Origin of the sequence: Ohtaekwangia kribbensis (genome assembly GCF_042676245.1) — a bacterium.
In the GTDB taxonomy this organism is placed as follows: Bacteria; Bacteroidota; Bacteroidia; order Cytophagales; family Cyclobacteriaceae; genus Ohtaekwangia; species Ohtaekwangia kribbensis.
Window position 1 is genome coordinate 176,250 of record NZ_JBHTKA010000001.1, and the last position, 17,419, is coordinate 193,668.

General features: G+C 42.3%; 22 protein-coding genes and 1 tRNA gene. 7 read left to right on the forward strand and 16 right to left on the reverse strand.

What is annotated here, in order from left to right; translation table 11 throughout:
- Positions 1 to 2: 2 nt before the first annotated feature.
- The 4 genes from ACFQ21_RS00760 to ACFQ21_RS00775 are packed head-to-tail and all read right to left on the reverse strand — an operon-like array spanning position 3 to position 3,194.
- A complete protein-coding gene (locus ACFQ21_RS00760) occupies positions 3 to 1,070 on the reverse strand; it encodes a zinc-dependent alcohol dehydrogenase family protein (protein WP_377573412.1) in 1,068 nt (355 codons plus the stop codon).
- Between the two features lie 32 nt (positions 1,071 to 1,102).
- Positions 1,103 to 2,134, reverse strand: a complete 1,032-nt coding sequence (locus ACFQ21_RS00765) for a hypothetical protein (RefSeq protein WP_377573414.1) — start codon at positions 2,132 to 2,134, stop codon at positions 1,103 to 1,105.
- Positions 2,112 to 2,621 (reverse strand): AAA family ATPase, encoded by a 510-nt coding sequence (locus ACFQ21_RS00770; protein WP_377573417.1) that lies wholly within the window; start codon positions 2,619 to 2,621, stop codon positions 2,112 to 2,114. The genes ACFQ21_RS00765 and ACFQ21_RS00770 overlap by 23 nt, the downstream gene beginning before the upstream one ends.
- A 54-nt stretch (positions 2,622 to 2,675) precedes the next feature.
- Entirely contained in the window at positions 2,676 to 3,194 is a 519-nt protein-coding gene (locus ACFQ21_RS00775) for a hypothetical protein (protein WP_377573420.1), read from the reverse strand.
- A gap of 375 nt (positions 3,195 to 3,569) precedes the next feature.
- Between ACFQ21_RS00775 and ACFQ21_RS00780 the strand changes: the two genes are divergently transcribed.
- Both ACFQ21_RS00780 and ACFQ21_RS00785 read left to right on the forward strand, forming a co-directional pair.
- Entirely contained in the window at positions 3,570 to 4,043 is a 474-nt protein-coding gene (locus ACFQ21_RS00780; protein ID WP_377573422.1) for a DUF302 domain-containing protein, read from the forward strand.
- A gap of 38 nt (positions 4,044 to 4,081) precedes the next feature.
- A complete protein-coding gene (locus ACFQ21_RS00785; RefSeq protein WP_377573425.1) occupies positions 4,082 to 5,179 on the forward strand; it encodes a baeRF3 domain-containing protein in 1,098 nt (365 codons plus the stop codon).
- A gap of 100 nt (positions 5,180 to 5,279) precedes the next feature.
- On the opposite strand, the gene ACFQ21_RS00790 is transcribed toward ACFQ21_RS00785, so the two are convergent.
- A complete protein-coding gene (locus ACFQ21_RS00790; RefSeq protein ID WP_377573427.1) occupies positions 5,280 to 5,534 on the reverse strand; it encodes a YtxH domain-containing protein in 255 nt (84 codons plus the stop codon).
- A 37-nt stretch (positions 5,535 to 5,571) separates the two neighbouring features.
- Here ACFQ21_RS00790 and ACFQ21_RS00795 point away from each other — a divergent pair, with 37 nt between their 5' ends.
- Positions 5,572 to 5,718: a hypothetical protein gene (locus ACFQ21_RS00795; RefSeq protein ID WP_377573429.1), complete on the forward strand. Its 147-nt coding sequence runs from the start codon at positions 5,572 to 5,574 to the stop codon at positions 5,716 to 5,718.
- Here ACFQ21_RS00795 and ACFQ21_RS00800 read toward each other — a convergent pair.
- A complete protein-coding gene (locus ACFQ21_RS00800; RefSeq protein ID WP_377573431.1) occupies positions 5,715 to 6,599 on the reverse strand; it encodes a DUF2911 domain-containing protein in 885 nt (294 codons plus the stop codon). The two genes, ACFQ21_RS00795 and ACFQ21_RS00800, sit on opposite strands and share 4 nt — an antisense overlap.
- Before the next feature lie 186 nt (positions 6,600 to 6,785).
- Here ACFQ21_RS00800 and ACFQ21_RS00805 point away from each other — a divergent pair, with 186 nt between their 5' ends.
- Positions 6,786 to 7,262 carry a hypothetical protein gene (locus tag ACFQ21_RS00805; protein ID WP_377573434.1) on the forward strand — a complete coding sequence of 159 codons (477 nt, stop codon included), beginning with the start codon at positions 6,786 to 6,788 and terminating at the stop codon, positions 7,260 to 7,262.
- Positions 7,263 to 7,486: 224 nt separating this feature from the next.
- Positions 7,487 to 7,687 (forward strand): alpha-amylase family glycosyl hydrolase, encoded by a 201-nt coding sequence (locus tag ACFQ21_RS00810; RefSeq protein ID WP_377573437.1) that lies wholly within the window; start codon positions 7,487 to 7,489, stop codon positions 7,685 to 7,687.
- 142 nt (positions 7,688 to 7,829) lie between these two features.
- Here ACFQ21_RS00810 and ACFQ21_RS00815 read toward each other — a convergent pair whose 3' ends face one another.
- The 4 genes from ACFQ21_RS00815 to ACFQ21_RS00830 all read right to left on the reverse strand — a co-directional run bounded on the left by ACFQ21_RS00815 (position 7,830) and on the right by ACFQ21_RS00830 (position 10,152).
- Complete coding sequence (locus tag ACFQ21_RS00815) at positions 7,830 to 8,069, reverse strand: tyrosine-type recombinase/integrase (protein ID WP_377578235.1); 240 nt, start codon at positions 8,067 to 8,069, stop codon at positions 7,830 to 7,832.
- Positions 8,070 to 8,204: 135 nt separating this feature from the next.
- The gene (locus tag ACFQ21_RS00820; protein ID WP_377573441.1) at positions 8,205 to 8,534 is read right to left on the reverse strand and encodes a phage integrase SAM-like domain-containing protein; all 330 of its coding nucleotides are present in this window, start codon (positions 8,532 to 8,534) and stop codon (positions 8,205 to 8,207) included.
- A 550-nt stretch (positions 8,535 to 9,084) separates the two neighbouring features.
- Positions 9,085 to 9,306 carry a hypothetical protein gene (locus ACFQ21_RS00825; RefSeq protein ID WP_377573444.1) on the reverse strand — a complete coding sequence of 74 codons (222 nt, stop codon included), beginning with the start codon at positions 9,304 to 9,306 and terminating at the stop codon, positions 9,085 to 9,087.
- A 492-nt stretch (positions 9,307 to 9,798) separates the two neighbouring features.
- Positions 9,799 to 10,152: a hypothetical protein gene (locus ACFQ21_RS00830; RefSeq protein ID WP_377573447.1), complete on the reverse strand. Its 354-nt coding sequence runs from the start codon at positions 10,150 to 10,152 to the stop codon at positions 9,799 to 9,801.
- A gap of 1,050 nt (positions 10,153 to 11,202) precedes the next feature.
- On the opposite strand from ACFQ21_RS00830, the gene ACFQ21_RS00835 reads away from it, so the two are divergent.
- Positions 11,203 to 11,415: a helix-turn-helix transcriptional regulator gene (locus ACFQ21_RS00835; RefSeq protein WP_377573450.1), complete on the forward strand. Its 213-nt coding sequence runs from the start codon at positions 11,203 to 11,205 to the stop codon at positions 11,413 to 11,415.
- A 130-nt stretch (positions 11,416 to 11,545) separates the two neighbouring features.
- Here the strand turns inward: ACFQ21_RS00835 and ACFQ21_RS00840 are convergent.
- The 5 genes from ACFQ21_RS00840 to ACFQ21_RS00860 form a co-directional block, all read right to left on the reverse strand.
- Positions 11,546 to 11,619, reverse strand: a tRNA-Asp gene (locus tag ACFQ21_RS00840).
- Between the two features lie 315 nt (positions 11,620 to 11,934).
- Positions 11,935 to 12,414, reverse strand: coding sequence for a Dps family protein (locus ACFQ21_RS00845; protein ID WP_377573453.1), 480 nt, complete (start codon positions 12,412 to 12,414; stop codon positions 11,935 to 11,937).
- Between the two features lie 100 nt (positions 12,415 to 12,514).
- Complete coding sequence (locus tag ACFQ21_RS00850; RefSeq protein ID WP_377573456.1) at positions 12,515 to 13,969, reverse strand: caspase family protein; 1,455 nt, start codon at positions 13,967 to 13,969, stop codon at positions 12,515 to 12,517.
- Positions 13,970 to 13,999: 30 nt separating this feature from the next.
- Positions 14,000 to 14,905, reverse strand: a complete 906-nt coding sequence (locus ACFQ21_RS00855; protein ID WP_377573459.1) for a hypothetical protein — start codon at positions 14,903 to 14,905, stop codon at positions 14,000 to 14,002.
- Positions 14,906 to 14,991: 86 nt separating this feature from the next.
- A complete protein-coding gene (locus ACFQ21_RS00860; RefSeq protein WP_377573462.1) occupies positions 14,992 to 16,458 on the reverse strand; it encodes a caspase family protein in 1,467 nt (488 codons plus the stop codon).
- Between the two features lie 107 nt (positions 16,459 to 16,565).
- Between ACFQ21_RS00860 and ACFQ21_RS00865 the strand changes: the two genes are divergently transcribed.
- Positions 16,566 to 16,736, forward strand: coding sequence for a hypothetical protein (locus ACFQ21_RS00865; protein WP_377573465.1), 171 nt, complete (start codon positions 16,566 to 16,568; stop codon positions 16,734 to 16,736).
- A gap of 46 nt (positions 16,737 to 16,782) precedes the next feature.
- Here ACFQ21_RS00865 and ACFQ21_RS00870 read toward each other — a convergent pair whose 3' ends face one another.
- On the reverse strand, positions 16,783 to 17,412 hold the full coding sequence (locus ACFQ21_RS00870; protein ID WP_377573468.1) for a TetR/AcrR family transcriptional regulator: 630 nt from the start codon (positions 17,410 to 17,412) through the stop codon (positions 16,783 to 16,785).
- Positions 17,413 to 17,419: the final 7 nt, after the last annotated feature.

The window sequence follows — 17,419 nt, forward strand, 5'->3', positions numbered from 1 at the left end:
GATCAATCATCTTTACAAACAAGCAGCACCTTTGCACCTTTAACATGTTTATGTTTCAAGTCCACCAGCGCTGCATTGGCCTCTTCAAACGGGTATACTTCAATCTCGGGCCGTATCGGGATCACCGATGCTATCTTTAAAAATTGTTCCACGTCTTTACGGGTAATGTTAGCGACTGACTTAATCTCCTTCTCCATCCATAAGTGCTCATGATAAATCAAGGAAGAAAGCACTGATTGATCATGCGACTCCTTTCTGATCGCGTTAATGATCAGTCTGCCGCCCGGCTTCAACGCGCGCAGTGATGTCAGCACCGGTTGCCAGGCAGGCGTTGTATCGATCATTACATTGACGAGTGATGGAGGTATCATTGAAAAATCTCCCGCCCAATCGCATCCCAGTTCACGCGCAAAGCACTGCTCGTCATAACTTCTTGACCATACATATATATGGGAATGCGGATACAAATACTTCGCAGTCTTTAATACAAGATGGCCGGATGCGCCAAATCCTGACAGCCCAATTGAATTACCATCAGTAATTTTCGCCAGCATCAAAGAGCGGTATCCTATCGCTCCTGCGCATAAGAGCGGTGCAGCTTGCGTGTGTGCAAATGAAGATGGTATAGCGTAGGCAAATCGTTCGTCAACCGTCATGTACTCCGCATAGCCTCCATGCGCATCGCGTCCTGTACCACTAAAGTGCGGGCAGAGGTTTTCGTGTCCCTTACGGCAAAACTCACATTCACCACAGGCTCGGAAGATCCAGGCCACTCCTACTCGCTCTCCAATGGAAAAACGGGTAACATCGTTACTCTTGGCCGTCACTTTGCCTACAACCTGGTGTCCAGGAATTATCGGATAGACCGATGGTGGTGTCCTTCCCTCTATTTCGTCAAGCTCTGTGTGGCATACTCCACAACATAACACTTGTATTAATAGCTGGTTTGATCTAGGCTCCGGTATAGCCACGCTTTCCAATTGCAGCGGCATGGCTTCTGCAGAAAGATCATGTATCTTATTTAAAAACCAGGCTCTCATGTATTGTGGTCGCTCCATGTAGATTGCCATTTTATATTCACAGGGTATAGATCCGGACATATTTAGTCATGATGAGCATAAGCCAGCTTTCTGGCTACATATTTAGCCATAAGTTTTAGATACTTTGCTGCCTCATCCCGGTGGTATTGCTGTTCATGGGTATCGTGCGTCTGCCTGCATTGCTCAGCATGCACCTTGGCCCTGATGTTAGCACGAAGTGACTTAAAGTATATAAATAAGCTATAGTCTTCGGGTTGTTGAAAAGCACTAAACCGTTTTACATATTCCGTTAAAAAGACATCTGCCAACTGCCATTGGTTAAAACGTTCCAGGTCCATACACAAAAATGCCACTTCATATAGAACATCAATTTGTCTATACACGTCATTAAACTCAATACAATCAAAAAGTACAGGTTTAGTATACAGGAAGATATTCCCGCTATGCAGATCACCGTGAACATCGCGCTGCATTCCAGAATCAATTCGTTGTTGTAATCGGCCCTGGTGTCGGGTCAAAAAAGCATCGCTCCATTCAATGGATTCTCTGATGATTTCGTGATACCGAATACCAAGGGCATCGCGTGCAAATTCACTAACAGATTCAATATCGTTAAATATACTGCTGCCGGTGTCAATACTAAATGAACGGAAGGTCTGTTGCGCATTGTTGTGAAACAACGCAATGTCGGCTGCCAATGTCTTTAATGACACCACAGATACAGCATTCTTTTGAAGTAATTTATCGAGACGTTTTGCCGTAGCCATACGCTTCATTACTACACAATAATCCACCGTATGCATGTCACTCGGTCCGCCTATAATCCATTGCCCTTGAACTTTTCTAACCGGTAGCACATCCAGGTAAATATTCGAGAACCGTCTATTCAGCATCAGCTCCTTTTCACACAGTTTTTTACGTAAGGCAAGTGTCGAAAAGTCGAGAAAAGAAAGTCTAACAGGTTTCTTTATTTTGAAGGCAAAGCCCTTCGCTAGAATAACCCATGAAATATGGGTTTCTTCCAAACTTCCGTGAATAAAGTCGTTCGCGTATAGTCCGCGCCATGCAATATCATGCACATCCTTCTCCTCCATGTTTTATATAGTTAAGAGCGGTTTGAAGCATTGACTCCAGATTGTAGTTGGTCGACTCCAGAATTAAATGTGGCATGGTGATCGTTTCATAGTCATTCCGCACGGTTTCATATACCACGTAATCAGCTTCACTATATCTTCTTGGCTTTTTAAGTCGTTCCCGGATAACATCTTCATCCGCGATGATTTCAATAAGCTTTATCGGCACATGATATCCTTGTGCAAGCCTGACAAACATTTCGCGCATGGTGTGATGATAAAAAGTAGCATCCACGAGTACAACTTTATTTTCTTCAAGGATATGCGCTGCCTCTGTGAGCATTTCTTTATAGACCCTCAGCTTGTCCTGATAAGTATATTTATCGGAAGCCCCTAACGCAAAACGTACACGATCACTATTGATATAGGTGGCATCAAGCTTTTCAGCCAGATGTTCCGCGAAGTAACTTTTGCCGGATCCGGGCAAACCGGTAACCATCACAATCATTGTCTGTCTGGTTTACACGTTTACAATACACAGCCTATATTTAATACGCTTAAATTACTCTTTCAATAAATGCTTCACCTTTTGCGACTCAATAGCATTCGCTGCTAACTGAAATACTTTTCTTTTTACTAAACGGAAGTCCTTAACAAACTCAGAAATTTCCTTTTCCAATTCAACATGTCCTTGCTGGCACAGCTGCACTTCGTGGGAAAAAGGATTCTGAATAAGATTTGTAAGGCGCTGTTGGTGTTGAACCAGTTTATGAACAAAGTCTATTTGCCGGCTGTCAAGTTCAGAAAGTTCAGCTACTGTTTTCTGAGTGCCTTCAAGATCTTTTTCGGCAAGCAGGCCCATAAAATATTTATCAATGAGACCTGTAAAAAATACCAGCTCATCACAAAAAAAATCCATATCCAATCGCCAGCGCTCACTTATACTATACATCTGGGTCCACGTGCTTTTTTCAGCATCTTGATCGACAGCAGATGGCATAGATATTCCGGCTGACTCGCGTGCTGTAATCTTTTGCGCAGGCCGGCTTGCAGTTGTTCGTTTTGATTTGTTCGTTGACATATTCTCTTTTTTTCAGCAAAGATTCATACCACACCCATTTTCCGCCATGATCTGCATTACGACTCTGCGACATCTTTATCATGAGGGCGATACACATTTAAGAATTTATCAGGGCACTACAAAGAATGCCGAGCACTTTATACATGTGATTTATCCAACAACTTAACATCACTGAGAATGCGCTGAACGTTTTGCCACTACCTTACCTATACCGGAATTGGCTCCTGCATACGAAGACGTAACGGTATATGGATTATACCTTCAAACCCACTTGTCTCAAATCCTGTCGTGACGAAAATCCAGGATGCAACAGATCTACATCATCGCTATCCGCACGGGATATAGCTAATATGCTTTCGACAAAACAAGAAGCATATGAGTTACTATTATTCACGCACATTAACGATACCCTTTGATCAGGTGGTTCAGAAGATTACGCTGAATCTGCAAAAACAGGGTTTTGGTATAATTACCACGATCGACCTGAAAGAAACACTACGTCAGAAACTTGGTATAGATTTCAGGAAGTATAAAATTCTGGGCGCTTGCAATCCGCAATTCGCATACAAGGCCGTCAGCCAGGATTCCCACCTGGGCCTTATGCTGCCCTGCAATATTGTTATTCAGGAACATGAAAACAACCAGGTTGAAATCTCTGCTATAAATCCAATGGCAACGATCGAGGAAAGCGCTACATCATATCAATTGAAAGAACTTGCCAATGATGTCAGTAATCGTCTTCGCACCGCGATTGACAATTTACATCACGATCAGCCGATGCCGCAGCACACCGAGGCGTTACCGGCCGAAGGCTCCGCACCGAACTACAACGCCCCTATACAGGGATAAAGCTATATCACTAGTAAAAATCTAAACGCAGGAAGAAAATGAAAACAAATGAAATTGATACCCTGATACAGACCACGGAAGTGATGTGTCTCTCCATTATATTTTCTACAGATCCGGTTAACCGGAAGAAAAACTCTGAGACACTAAAGAAATCTATTCAAAAAGCCAAAGCATTACTCAAGAACAAATCAGCCGATAGTTCAATAAAGAAAACAATAACAAACCGGCTGACTACGATCATCACGCAAATTCCGGAGAATCATGCACCAGGACTGGGTATATTTATATCTCCGGCACAATCAACTGTCGTTACATTTCCGTTTAAGGTAAAATCTACGATTGCCATTGGCAGTACATTTGAACATCGTGATTTGCTTTACCTCAAACAATACACAACGCCTTACTGGATATTGAATCTTACAAAAAAAGGTGTGCATGTATACAAGGCCGTAATGAATGAGCCCGAAGAGATTAAAGACGAACATTTCCCCATACCGTATGAAGATCTGTATGAATACGAACACGCGGCACAAGCCAGCGGCAACAGCAGTTTAAAAGGTTTTGAAAAAGAAAAGAACCAGATTTCAGAGCTGAGGCTTCAGGGTATATTCCGGTCGGCAGAAGAAAACTTGAAGAAATATCTGACCCATGACAGCCGGCTTCTCTTGGCCGGAACGCAACGGATGATCAGTCTCTTCAGCAACAGCACCGCACTGGACAACTATATAGCAGGTAAAGTTACAGGCAGTTACAACCATACAAACCTCAACAGTTTGTCGCAACGTGCCTGGGATGTATACGTACAGATGTGCAAAGAAAAGCTGACAGAGCAAATTAAAAATCTCCAAGAGCGTAAAAGCAGCCGTGTTGCCGAAGGATTAAAGCTGGCCTGGGCTGCAGCGATGGAAGGCAGAGGCCTGATGCTTATGGTTGAAAAAGATTTGCATCACCGCGCTTACCGAAAGCAGGAAGCGGACAAATTACTATTGCAGCCTCCCCGAAAGCCCTACACCGTTATTCCCGATGCAGTAGAGAATCTTATTGAAGTTGTGCGTGCAAAAAAAGGCAAAATAGTTTTCACGGAGAATAACCAGCTAAAAGACTTTGATCATCTCGCACTGGTTCTTCGCTATTAAAAAATATAGGCGGTACCGACCGCCTATATATACTAAAAACCACGCCTTATCATACCTTATGCTTCCGTGTTAAAAAGACAACGCAGCGCGTGAGACTTCTTCAGTCTGCTATCTCTTTTTTATTCAGAACTGCATCGCTGGGGGCTATATGCTTTTTTACCTTGCCTGTAATAGCTGCCAGCAACTCATCGAACTTCTCATCGATCTTATCATTAAGAGCATCGGCCAGGTCCTCGCCTTTCCGTGATATTTTCTTACGCATATCAACGCCTTTGTCTGGTGCAAAAAAAACACCCAATGCTGCGCCTGCTGCTACCCCTGCAAGCACGGCTAATATTGCCTTTCCGTTTGTCATATAATTAATTGTTATAAACTGTTTAATTTATACCATCATGTATACTCATATGATGAGCGTTGTCATCATCCTGCAAGAGTTTTGTTCGGGCAACAACATTCACCATACATTTACCCTTCCTGCTATACTTGCATTTTCACTAAAGTCTGACATGCAACTCTATCGCTATACTTTGTCGCACTAGGTCCCCCCCTTACCTTTCTTTACCTGTTTCCATTTGGCTATTTCAAGTTCGTTAATACGAACATAGTCTTCGTCATTTTTCAGGCGCGCCTCTTTGATAGAAAGTTCTGCTGTCTCAATGGCTTCCTTATACTGTCCCATCCGCGCATATATTTCAGCCTTGGTGTGCAACATCCAGTAACCACCGGGGGCATACTTCAACGCTTTATCGATCCACTCCAATGCTTGTTTCAGGTCGCGATCACTATCCAGGTAATATTTAGCAGCTAGGTAATATTCACCGGCAAGTCTGGCTTCTGGATTGTTCGTAAAAGTTTTGATCTCGTTCATCACCTTTGTATCAACCTCTGTTGAAATGCGGAACGACACGCGCGTAAAATCCCAAAGCAATTGCACCTCGGCACAACTCATACACACATTGGCAAATTGAATGGTAAACGTTTCTACCTGTTCCTTCAGCGGCTGAGGTTTTACTTGTATGCGCAAGGCATCGTTTATCTGCAGGTAGCCCATATATCCCCACAACCATGCATCGCGACTAAATACAATAGTCCACTCATCTTTACCAGGTATAGCATATAAACCATAGACACCGGGCAGCAACTTGTGTTTATCTTCAATCGTAATCGTTTCGCGTACAAACAACTTGGTAGAAGCGTTTGCACCTACGCGCCATATTGTGCCGTAAGGTACAAGCTCGCCAAAAATTATACGTCCGCGCACGCTGGGGCGCGAGTACTCTACCATTACTTCATTATACCCGATCGTTTGACTGACTGTAGCATGTGGACTTAAGTCAGGCATTACAATTTGCGCACGCAATACATTGCCGGCTGCCAGAAATAGCCCCAGCAGAAGGCTCAAAGTACATACCTTTTTCATAATGTTTTTTTATTAAAAATATAGTATCGCATTACCGCGCACCATGATGCACATCATCGGCCGCAGGGATAGTTATCCATTATCGGCAGATACCGGCAAGACTATTGTCTTGCTCGGTGATGAATGTCAGGAGAGCCGATGACACATGTTATGATATTTTGAATATACGCTATCCAAATTCGTTTCATGATAACAACAACAGAAAAGAAGCAACTGCGTCACAAAATGATCCAGGCCTGTATAGCCAAGCAACAATTTCTGATCGATGATTTTAAAGAAAGAATCAAAGACCTGACGCTCAAAGAAACTCCGGTTAGCAACGAACCGTATGATCAGAAAGACATTGCTGCTGTAGCAGCCAGTGTTACAGAGTTAGAGACGCTTACCAAGCAACTCGCATTTGCCAATGAAGAACTGGCATTACTGGAAACACTTCAGCGCTCAGAGCATATTGACCGGAAGCAGGTAGCATTCGGTGCGATCGTCATAACCAACCACCACACCTTCTTCATCTCAGCGAGCCTGGAAAAATTTATCGTTGACGGACATGTATATATAGGTATATCCGTACAGAGCCCGATATATAAGACGATGGAAGGCAAAGTAAAAGGCGACACTTTCTCTTTTAACAGCATACACTATAATATAAAGGACATCTTTTAATGAGCCAGCAATCGATTCATGATCTTGACCTGGCACCTAATAAGCCGAGCAAACAGTATTGGGTAAACGGAGGCAGAGAGTGCATGAAGAAGTTATATCCTTCCCATGGCCGATCGGTTTCACGACAACCATACACGATCGCCTCTGCAAACCAACGGAAAGACGACCAGCCTCGGCACGCAGCAGCAATTACAAAGATCATGCGGTGGCATGTATGAGGCATAATGAACAACCTTGACTATATCGAAGCGTTAGGTTGCACAGCCCTATGGCTGTGTCACATCTTCGAAAATAACAAAGAGTCCTATCATGGATACGCGATCCGGGATTACCCCCAAATAGACAAGTCATCCAGAACAACCGAAGACCTGGCGTGTGTTCCTCAATATATCGAATCCCTCTGCTGCTGTTGTACCCGATTATAAATACGAAGATATAGTGCGCCAACTAGACGAAAGTGTAAGAGTGAGCTATAAATAACGGTATATAGTTGGCTACGATAAAGTGCTGCTACCTTGAATAAGTTTTCTTTTAAAACATCCATATCTTCGCTTAATTTCTTTTCTATTACTTTGGCATAGACTTGTGTTGTCGCAATTTTTTTTGCCCAAGCATTTTACTTACTGATTCGATAGGAACGCCATTAGCCAACGTAACAGTGGTCGCAAAGGTATGCCGAGCCAAATGGAAAGTTAAACTCTTGCGGATATCACAAATATCTACAATCTCTTTGAGATAGCTGTTCATCTTTTGATTCGATATACCTTGGAAATATATAATCGTTATGAGTAGCCGGATGGTTTCTATACCTTTCGATAATTTTTAGCGCCTGATCAAGTAGCGGAACACGGACCAGTATACCACTCTTTTGCCGATTAAATATAAGCCACTGGTTTCCATCTATTCCAAGTGTAATTGAAGATGGCCTCAAATTTACCACGTCTACATAGGCAAGCCCGGTAAACAACTAAAAACAAAATAATCCTTTACTAACTGCAGACGTTCCATGGCAAAATTTCTCTCATGTATCCTATTCAGCTCTTCCCAAGTAATTACTTCTTTTTCAGGCCACCGGAATGTGCACTTGAAAGCCTGAAAAGGAATCCTATCTAACCAGTTTTTCCTAATCGCATCATTCATGATCTTTTTCATTATGCGGATGTACTTCATGGTTGTATTAGGTCCAATCCTGTCAACGGCACGAAGGTAATATTCAAATCCGGTAACAAAAGCATAGTCAAGTTGGCGTAGGTATAGATCTGACTTCTTCATGTTTTTTTATATATATTCTTTGAGTTTCATTTCAAGGGTATTGAATTTAACCCAAGTGCCTTTGGCTATATCTATACCTATTCTACTTCTCAATTTTTCGTTATGAAATGTAACGGCTCTAAACTTATCTTGGATGAAAACGGAGAAATACCAGATACGGCGATAATGTCTCCCGGCCTATGGCTGGCTATGTCTACAATTCAAGATAGCGAAGATCGACCAATAGCCCCTCCGTGGTCTTTACAGAGCATGCGATTTTTGGAGACTTCGAAAATCCCAAACAACTTAGAAAGTGAAGCCTATAACAGCGCTATATTTCTCGGTGGTTTTAGGAACCTAAATTTAGGAGTAAGATTGCAGACACAGATTATAGTTTCACCTGTAGTATCTGACCGCTTCCAGTATAATTATTTTGTCGCTTTCAGAGGTGACATTAAGCCGAATCGCGAGGAAGATTTTGCAGTAGTTACTGCACTTGAACAAACACCAACTTAAACGATTTTTAATTTATCATAAGGTGTCGTGGCCTCGGTAGAGATACCGGGGCTTTTTATATGTCAAGATTTTTGAAATCGTGATTAGAGTCTATAACTTTTATTACTAGGTGGTCAGATTTAATTTCAACGTCACCTATATATCCGCCATTAACTACTTCTACTATTTCAGGAAACTCCAAAAGTTTCTCTTTAGTTGTTGCAGATATACCGACAACTTTGTAACGTCTAATTTCATTAGCAAAACCACGCTCCGAGTGAATTAATTGTATTATCATAATTAAAATATTTGAGCTACAAAAATACGCCTATTTACAAGTGACTTTTTTTGCTAAAAAATTAGTAAGGAGTGAAAAAGCGCCTATATCGGCGGATTTCGCATATTACTTCTAAAAGTATTTTTTTGATTTCGAAAGTCCAGTTAGAATTTTCAACTATATATCATTCAAAGGGGCTTTTTTTATCTTTTCTATTGTGGTAGAATGACAAAACGAGACTGATTATAAAAAGTGCTATACACATACTTACTTTCGAATTCCTATCGACTCCGAGTATATACATAATGCCTCCACCAATGGTATATAGATAGAAACCTGTTATTAAAACATCGAGTTTTTTTGCCGGATGATCTTTTTTTGAATACTTATGCCTTAGAAAAGCGCTGATAAATAAAACGATTACTCCAAACAACAAAAATTGTATGGTATAGTGATCTAAACCGGGAGGAATGTTTTCGGAATACGGATAGTCTTCGTCCATATCCGTGCAAGTTATTTTACCGGTCTTGGTAATGTTCCATCTTCAGGACCACGCATATCGTTATAGCTCTCGATAGAGCCATAGAGCTTTCCCCAACCATGAGTATTGACATTTTCAGGAATAATAATTTTTTTGTTTGGATAGCTAGCTAACTGAGGTATTATTCCAGTCATTTTCTCGAAAAGATCAGTAGGTAAGGCAATCTTGTTTGGAGTGTACGGTTCATCACTCGCCAGTCTATCAAGAATCAAATTCCCTTTGGTAGTCAACAGATCATTAAATTCTTTATTGGTGTGGGCAGTGTCTTGCAATAAATCAGTAACGTCTTTGTATTCTCTTGGGGTTAAATCAATTTGTGTCCACATAGTAGCTAAGTTTGATGTCTATCTAAAATAACAGAAATTATCAGTAATGGCAATGCCCTAAGACAGACAAAGTACAGTAGATATATATTAGGGCTTTCTGGTCTCAAAAAATTATCCTATATAGACAGTAGCTATGGAAAATTATTTAACAGTATTATTACCTCTTGCGGGTATAGTGGTAGGTGCATACTTACAGTCTCTTAGAGAAACGAGTAATCAGAAAAGGCCCTACAGCTAACAGCTTACACGGACTACTTACAAGCGACAGCAAAACTTGGGCACAAGTATACAGCAGACGATTTAATTGCCCTGCATGACGCGAGATATAGAATCGCGATATATGGCAACAAAAAGGTGATAAATGCAATCGCTGAATCTATAAGGTTTGACAATGAAACCGATAGACTAACACAGAAAGAGTTATTTTTAAAAGTCGTGATTGCCATGCGAAACAGTGAAGCAAAAGGAAAAGTCAACCAGTCTAACCTGTCGCAACTATTGTTTGAAAATGACGATGAATAGAAAAGGATTGGTACACATGATCATGTACAGCAAGTAACATAACCCGATAACAATACCGATCAAACCAATAATTAGAATTTTTCGGGTGTCGTTGTCGAAATGTTTCATAGGTCTTTAATTTGTTTTTGGGTCCAATAAAAAAGCCTACCGGCCATCAGAGCATTCAACACTATTCAGGCACGGTAGGCGGTGGGCTCCAATCGCGAAGTGTCGTTTATCCTATCTCATTAACATAAAGCCTGTATTGCTGCCTCTAACGGCCTTACACCGGTGATTCCGCTAGGCTTCGAATTGTATCCATTGTATGGATGTAATCGCGATATACGCTTTTATAGTAGCGGTCTCGGTCATTTACAAATGTTGACTCAACCATACCCTTATATCGTCTATAAAGCGTTAACAATTGCTATTCCATAGCAGTGAATCCGTTCATGAAGCCAAGATATATAAATGAATCAAAATAGACCAAATTGGTCGTGACCGAATTGATCTAACATCCAAAATGGTCTTGCTGCTACTTTTAGCTTGATGACAGCAGCTAAAAAGAAAAAAGAGTATAACAGGATAAAAGAGGTTTTAGCCGAAAAGGGTAAAACACAAAGCTGGCTTAGTGCCGAAATCGGCGTTGAGGTACGAACTATATCCCGGTATTGTAGTAACGCCCGACAGCCATCATTAGAGAAGCTATACCAAATGGCCAAAGTCCTGAAGATTTCCCCGAAAGATTTCCTCATCGATTAATAAAAAAATTACAGCTAACGAGATTGAAATATAGCGCGACATAAAGCGCTTTTTTTGTACCCACTCTTGTACCTAAAAACAAAAAAGCCCTTGTAAGTTACTCACTTTCAAGGGCTTCTAAACTTCTATGCGGTCCGGACGGGACTCGAACCCGCGACCTCCTGCGTGACAGGCAGGCATTCTAACCAGCTGAACTACCGGACCATTTTTCTATAAAATCGAGTCGTCTTTTCGATTTTTCCCTCAGATGTGTCTCAAAGGGAGTGCAAAGATAGTATTGGGTTTTATTTCTCCAAAACTTGAATCGAAAAAATTTACAGATGTTTTCTTTTCTACACTTCTCATCCTCCACGTTACACCCGTGTAAAGATCGTAAACATACTCACGAAAATGAACTCTATTCTCTGAATCTGAATGAGATACATGAAGGTATAGTTACATGTATCAAGTATAGATGTGACGTGAATAAAAAAACTCGCCCGCAAAAAAATCACAGGCGAGTCTTAAAAAAAAATCAAATTATTTCTTTGCCTGATACGATGAGTACATCCATACCAGTTTCTCCTGCTGACGGATATAGTCACTCATCAACGCATTGGTACCTTCATCATCTGCTTCGGCTGCAGTCTTGAGTAACGCGCGTTCCTTGATCAACAAAGTTTTAAAACCTTCCAGCACAAGTTCAACAGCAGCGTGTCCTTCTGAAACATCCTTGCTTTCTTTTATCTCCGATTTTTTAACATAATCTGAGTAACTATGGATCGGAGTATACCCGAGTGTCAGTATACGCTCTGCGATCTCATCGATTTTCAAAAGTGCATCGTTGTAAAGCTCTTCAAACTTGAGATGAAGCTCAAAGAATTTTTCGCCTCGTATATTCCAGTGAAATCCACGGGCATTCATATAGAATAATTGGTAATTGGCCAACAGATCATTGAGTCCGTTTGCTAACAGTTCTGAATCTTTTACCTCCAGACCGATGGAATTTTTCTTCGACATAATCTTCAATTTAGTATCCTAAACTTAACAAAAGATTTTTGCGAAGCGTTTCCTCCATCATGAAAATACGATGAAGAAATACACCTATATCCTGTAGAAATCAATTGAACTTGAAGTAGAATTCTCCAATGATGTTGGAGCTGTCCCAGGTATTTTGTTTGTCACCCGACAGGCGTAATACATTGGCGCGCACTTCTTTAAATACCTGTTCAATGGTAAGGCCGGGCTTTCGCATCGCCTTGAGAAGTTCCTGGGTATAGAGTCCGTTCTTACCGGAACCATCGGAAGCCACCGAACCCGGAGCCGTTGCATACGCTATAAATGATCCGCGTGCTCTGCGCATCTCTCCCAACCCCTGAGTAACGGAACGGTTAAGCGCAGGAAACGGATTGTTACGACAAGCGTCCAGTATAAGTATATTCATGCGCGCGTTAGAGCGCTCCATGTTGGCCAATACCATGCGCTGTGCCGGAAAGCAATAGCGGCTGATGTCATCTTCAAACTCAACCGCAGCATCAATCGGCACTAAGTAATTTTCCTGTTCATGCTGTAGTCCATGGCCGGCAAAGTAAAACAGTGCTACAGTTTTCTCCGGGTCACCGGCATCAATCTTCTCTTTGAACTTCAACAGTGCCGCGCGCATTTGTCCATATGTAGCGTTGGTGAGCAGGTCTACTTCGAAATTGGAGTTTTGCAGTTCTTTCGCCATGTCCGTAGCATCGTTTACCGGATTTCGTAAAGCTCCTATCGTCTTCGGATAGCTTGAGTTTCCGATTACCAGGGCAAAGCGTTTTTCGTCCTTGTAAAACTCTGCCAGCGTAGGCTGCGTTGCAACGGGCTGACTACTGGCCGGTTGCTGCAGTGGTGTTTTGGTTGCATTTGTATTTGAAGTAAGTACAGCAGGCTCGTCCTTCTTCGGTACGTTGGTTGTCGTGTTATTCTTTTTCGCGGAGTCGTCTTTCTTTACAGCAGGCGATTCGGTCTTGGCAGCATTATCGGGGGTACTTCGTGACGCAAGTACAACTTTATCGAGCTTGCCGAGTTCGCGCGTAAGGTCTGCGTTGCCGGGATTGAGCGCTACTCCATTCAGGAAATCTTCTTTTGCTTTGGGGAGTTCGTTCAACTTTACGTAGAGCAAACCCCGCTCGTATAGCAATTTTGATTTGATAGTCTTGTCTCCACCAAGTTCGTGAATGGCGTTGCTGTAGTCGCTTATCGCCTGTCGGGTCGCTCCTATCTTTTCATTACTCTTCGCCTTGAACCAGTAGATATTTCCACTGTTCTCGTGGTTCAGCAACAGCGTTTCTTCAAAATCAGAAATAGCTTCCGGGTATTTATTGGTCTTGTAGTAGGCAAGCGCCCGCAGATAGTACACTTCAACATCAAGCGCTTTATCGCGAGTGACTTTCTTCAGGTATTCTGAAAAGTTTTTGATTGCATCTTCATATTTACCCGAGGTATAACTGTCGTGACCTTTCTCGTACAATTTGAATTGTGCGAAACAACTCACACTTACCAGGCAAAAAAGAACGATCAGGTTTACTCGCTTATGCATACCGTATCAACCGCGCTGATGATTTGATTATTAAAAATTGAATGACATCCCGAGTTGAACATTTACCGAAGGGAATCCTTTCTTCGTCATCGGAAACTCTTTGTTAACGTAAGACGATATTGTATTGTCATACGACTCCGTACTCACAAATGTTACCGGGAATGTATACCCGAATGTAGCCTGGGTATAGAATGAGAATTTACGAGCCGGAAATAATTCGATACCCGGACCGATAAATATACCTCCGGTAACTTCGGTATCACTTTTCAAAGCCTCATACGATTCACCATCCCACGTTTCGGTATAGCCATCGGCATACCAGGTACCATCGTCCTGATTATAATATAGTATATCATCGTTCTCGGTAGAGGTGCCTTGGTTGTCTTCATATATCTCGTAGGTATAACGCTCTCCCCTGCCCGATACTTCTTTGCGTGACGCGAGACTCACAAATGGTTTGGCAAAAGCATATACCGATATAACGGAGTTATCTTTCACAGGAACAAAATTCAGTTTGATATTAACGGCCAGTGATGTTAAGCTAAGATCACCACCTTCAAGCTCGAGCACATAACCATAGTCATACGCGAGGTCGTTGAGCGGATATTTACTCCCCCAGTCATTCGGGTCTCCGTAACCTACATAAGCATCGCCCCCCTTTGCTGTAGTTACTTCCGGATCGTATTGAAAACTCAGGTATGATACAGAGGGGCCGATGGAGAGTACTCTGTTCACGCGCTTCAGAAAACCAAGCTCCACATTGAAGCCGGTTTTATAGTCGCCTATATTTTTGCCGAATGTAAAGGAAGGTCCGAGACCTATAAATAATCCTTTGTTCTTATCGATACGCTCGCGTTTTACGATCGTGCCTTCGTCCTGTGCCGATGCCGTTACACCAATCAACAATAAACTCAGGAAGCAGAGTAGCTTTTTCATGATTATGAGAGGGTTAAAATGATCTGGTAAGGTACTATAGTTTGAGGTTGCAGTAAACACACCTACACTTTCATGTAGCCGTATACTTACTGAAACTTGAAGTAAAACTCTCCTACTATATTTGAGCTGTCCCAGGTAAACTGTTTCTCACCTGAAAGTCTCAATACATTCATCCGCACATCTTTAAACACCTGCTCAATAGTTAAGCCCGGCTTACGCAGTGCTTTAAGTAGCTCCTGCGTGTAGAGGCCGTTGCGTCCTGAACCATCGGAAGCAACTGAACCGGGAGCTGTTGCATAGGCTATAAATGAACCGCGTGCGCGTTTCATCTCTACAAGCCCCTGCGATACCGAACGTGTTGCTGCCGGAAACGGATTATTACGGCACGCATCGAGTATCACAATATTCATACGTGAGTTTGAGCGCTCCATGTTGGCCAGTACCATCTTCTGTACCGGGAAACACATGCGAACAATATCATCTTCAAACTGAACGTTGGCATCAACCGGCACAAGGTAATTTTCATCCTGGTATTGTACACCGTGTCCTGCATAGTAGAATAAGCCAACGGTCTGATCCTTCGGACCATTCACCAATTTATCCTGAAACTTGCGCATGGCTTCACGCATCTGCACATAGGTGGCGTTGGTCAGTAGCTGTACTTCGAAGTCCGATTTCTTCAACTCGGTTGATACATCGGTAGCATCGTTTACAGGGTTTTTGAGTATACCTACTGAGTTGGAGTAACTGCTGTTGCCAATTACCAAAGCATAACGTTTTTCATCTTTATAGGCTGATGCTATCGAAGATATAAGCGCTGTATTCGCGACTGGTTCTGTTACCGTTTGTTGCTGATGTGCTGCCGTGTTAACGGGCTGTTGTACAGGTTGTGATTGTGTTGAAGGAGGCGGATCGTTCTTAACTTCCTTCTTCGTTTCTTTCGGTGTATTGTTCTTCTGATTGCTCTTAACGATTACCTGTGTGCTTGACTTTTTATCGTCACCTCCACGCGTGTTGCTGGTGGATGGCGTAACGTTTGCCTTCGCTATATCTGCATTGGAAGGATCGAGCGATTTGGCAAGCGCCAGATCACTGTTCGCAGCATCTTTCTTTCCCTGGCGCGAATAGAATTGTGAACGGTCTGCAAGTATTTGTGCTGATACTTTCTTATTGTTCTCAGCATACTTTACCGCCTCGCTATAATAACTTTCAGCCTGCGGTATATTTCCTTTCTTATCGTAGCAGCGTGCCTTAAACCAGCTGATCACAGCTTTGTTATAGTGATTCAACTCGGTTGCTTTATCGAGATCGCTTAGTGCACTTTCTGTTTCTCCTTTGAAGTAGTAAGACTGTCCGCGATAGAAGTAAAGATCTTCATCGTAGCGTTTGTTTCGTTCGGGGTTCGACAGCATGCCCGAGAAGAGTGTAATAACGGCTTCGTATTCCTTTGCTCTGAATTTGGCGATTCCGTCATCATAGGTCTGATAATCCTGTGCTATAGAGAGCGTTGAAACCAGGATCATCAACCCTAAACCAAGTATAGACTGTTTCATAAAGAGGGTTAGATAATATTATCAAAGGTAAGTATACGGCAAAAAATAAGGAACCGTTTTGAAGAGTATCAGTCAGAAGCCAAAAAATGTTATTTTTGACCCACTGCATGAGACGACTATTTTTTTATCTTATATTGATGATGCTCCTTCAACCTGCGTGCAGCAAAAAATCGGGCACAACTGTTAATGTTGTTAAACCGAAGTATCATCACCGCTGGTACGATCGCAAGAAAGATCGAAAGACCAAACGCACGAAGTCAGTTCGCGTGCGCAATTAACGCTCTATAACAAAGCCAAAACTCCTGAATATTAATTATTTATAGTTTACTGAAGACCGCGTAACATCAGGTCAAGATTCTTACGGAAGAAGATCTTTGCAGGACTTAACTGGTTGAGATGTGCCGCTACAACGCCTCCGATAAACATCGAAGTGATGAGGTTGGTAATGTCGCGCGTGGAGATTGTCTTGGTGATTTCTTTCCGGAAGATTGCCTCCAGGGTAAATTTCTCCAGCATCTGATCGAGTGACAAGATTTCAATATTGGTGATGTTCTCAACTTCAGGAAAGAGGATCTTCTTTTCTTCCGGCTTCAACGGAAAAGGCTTGGGTGGTCTGCGGAAATCCGAGAAGTAGCCAATGAGGCTTAACAACAATCCCGGGTGCTCTTCATACGACTCGCTGAGTTTATCAAACAAATAATATACTCCCTGAATACCTTCTTTTGGTTTAAGCGCCAGGTCGGCCGACCGCCCCAGGCACCAGACCCGGAAGTAGTATAATAAAATATCTTCCTTTTGTGGAAAGTACTTGAACAATGTTACTTTCGAGATCTTAACTTTCTCGCAAATGTCGTCTACATACAAATCTTCAAAGGGCCTCTTACCAACCAGCTTCAGGGTTGTATCCAACACGTGCACTTTTAACCTGGCGGCTTTTTCTTTTCTAAGACTCATGCTTTTG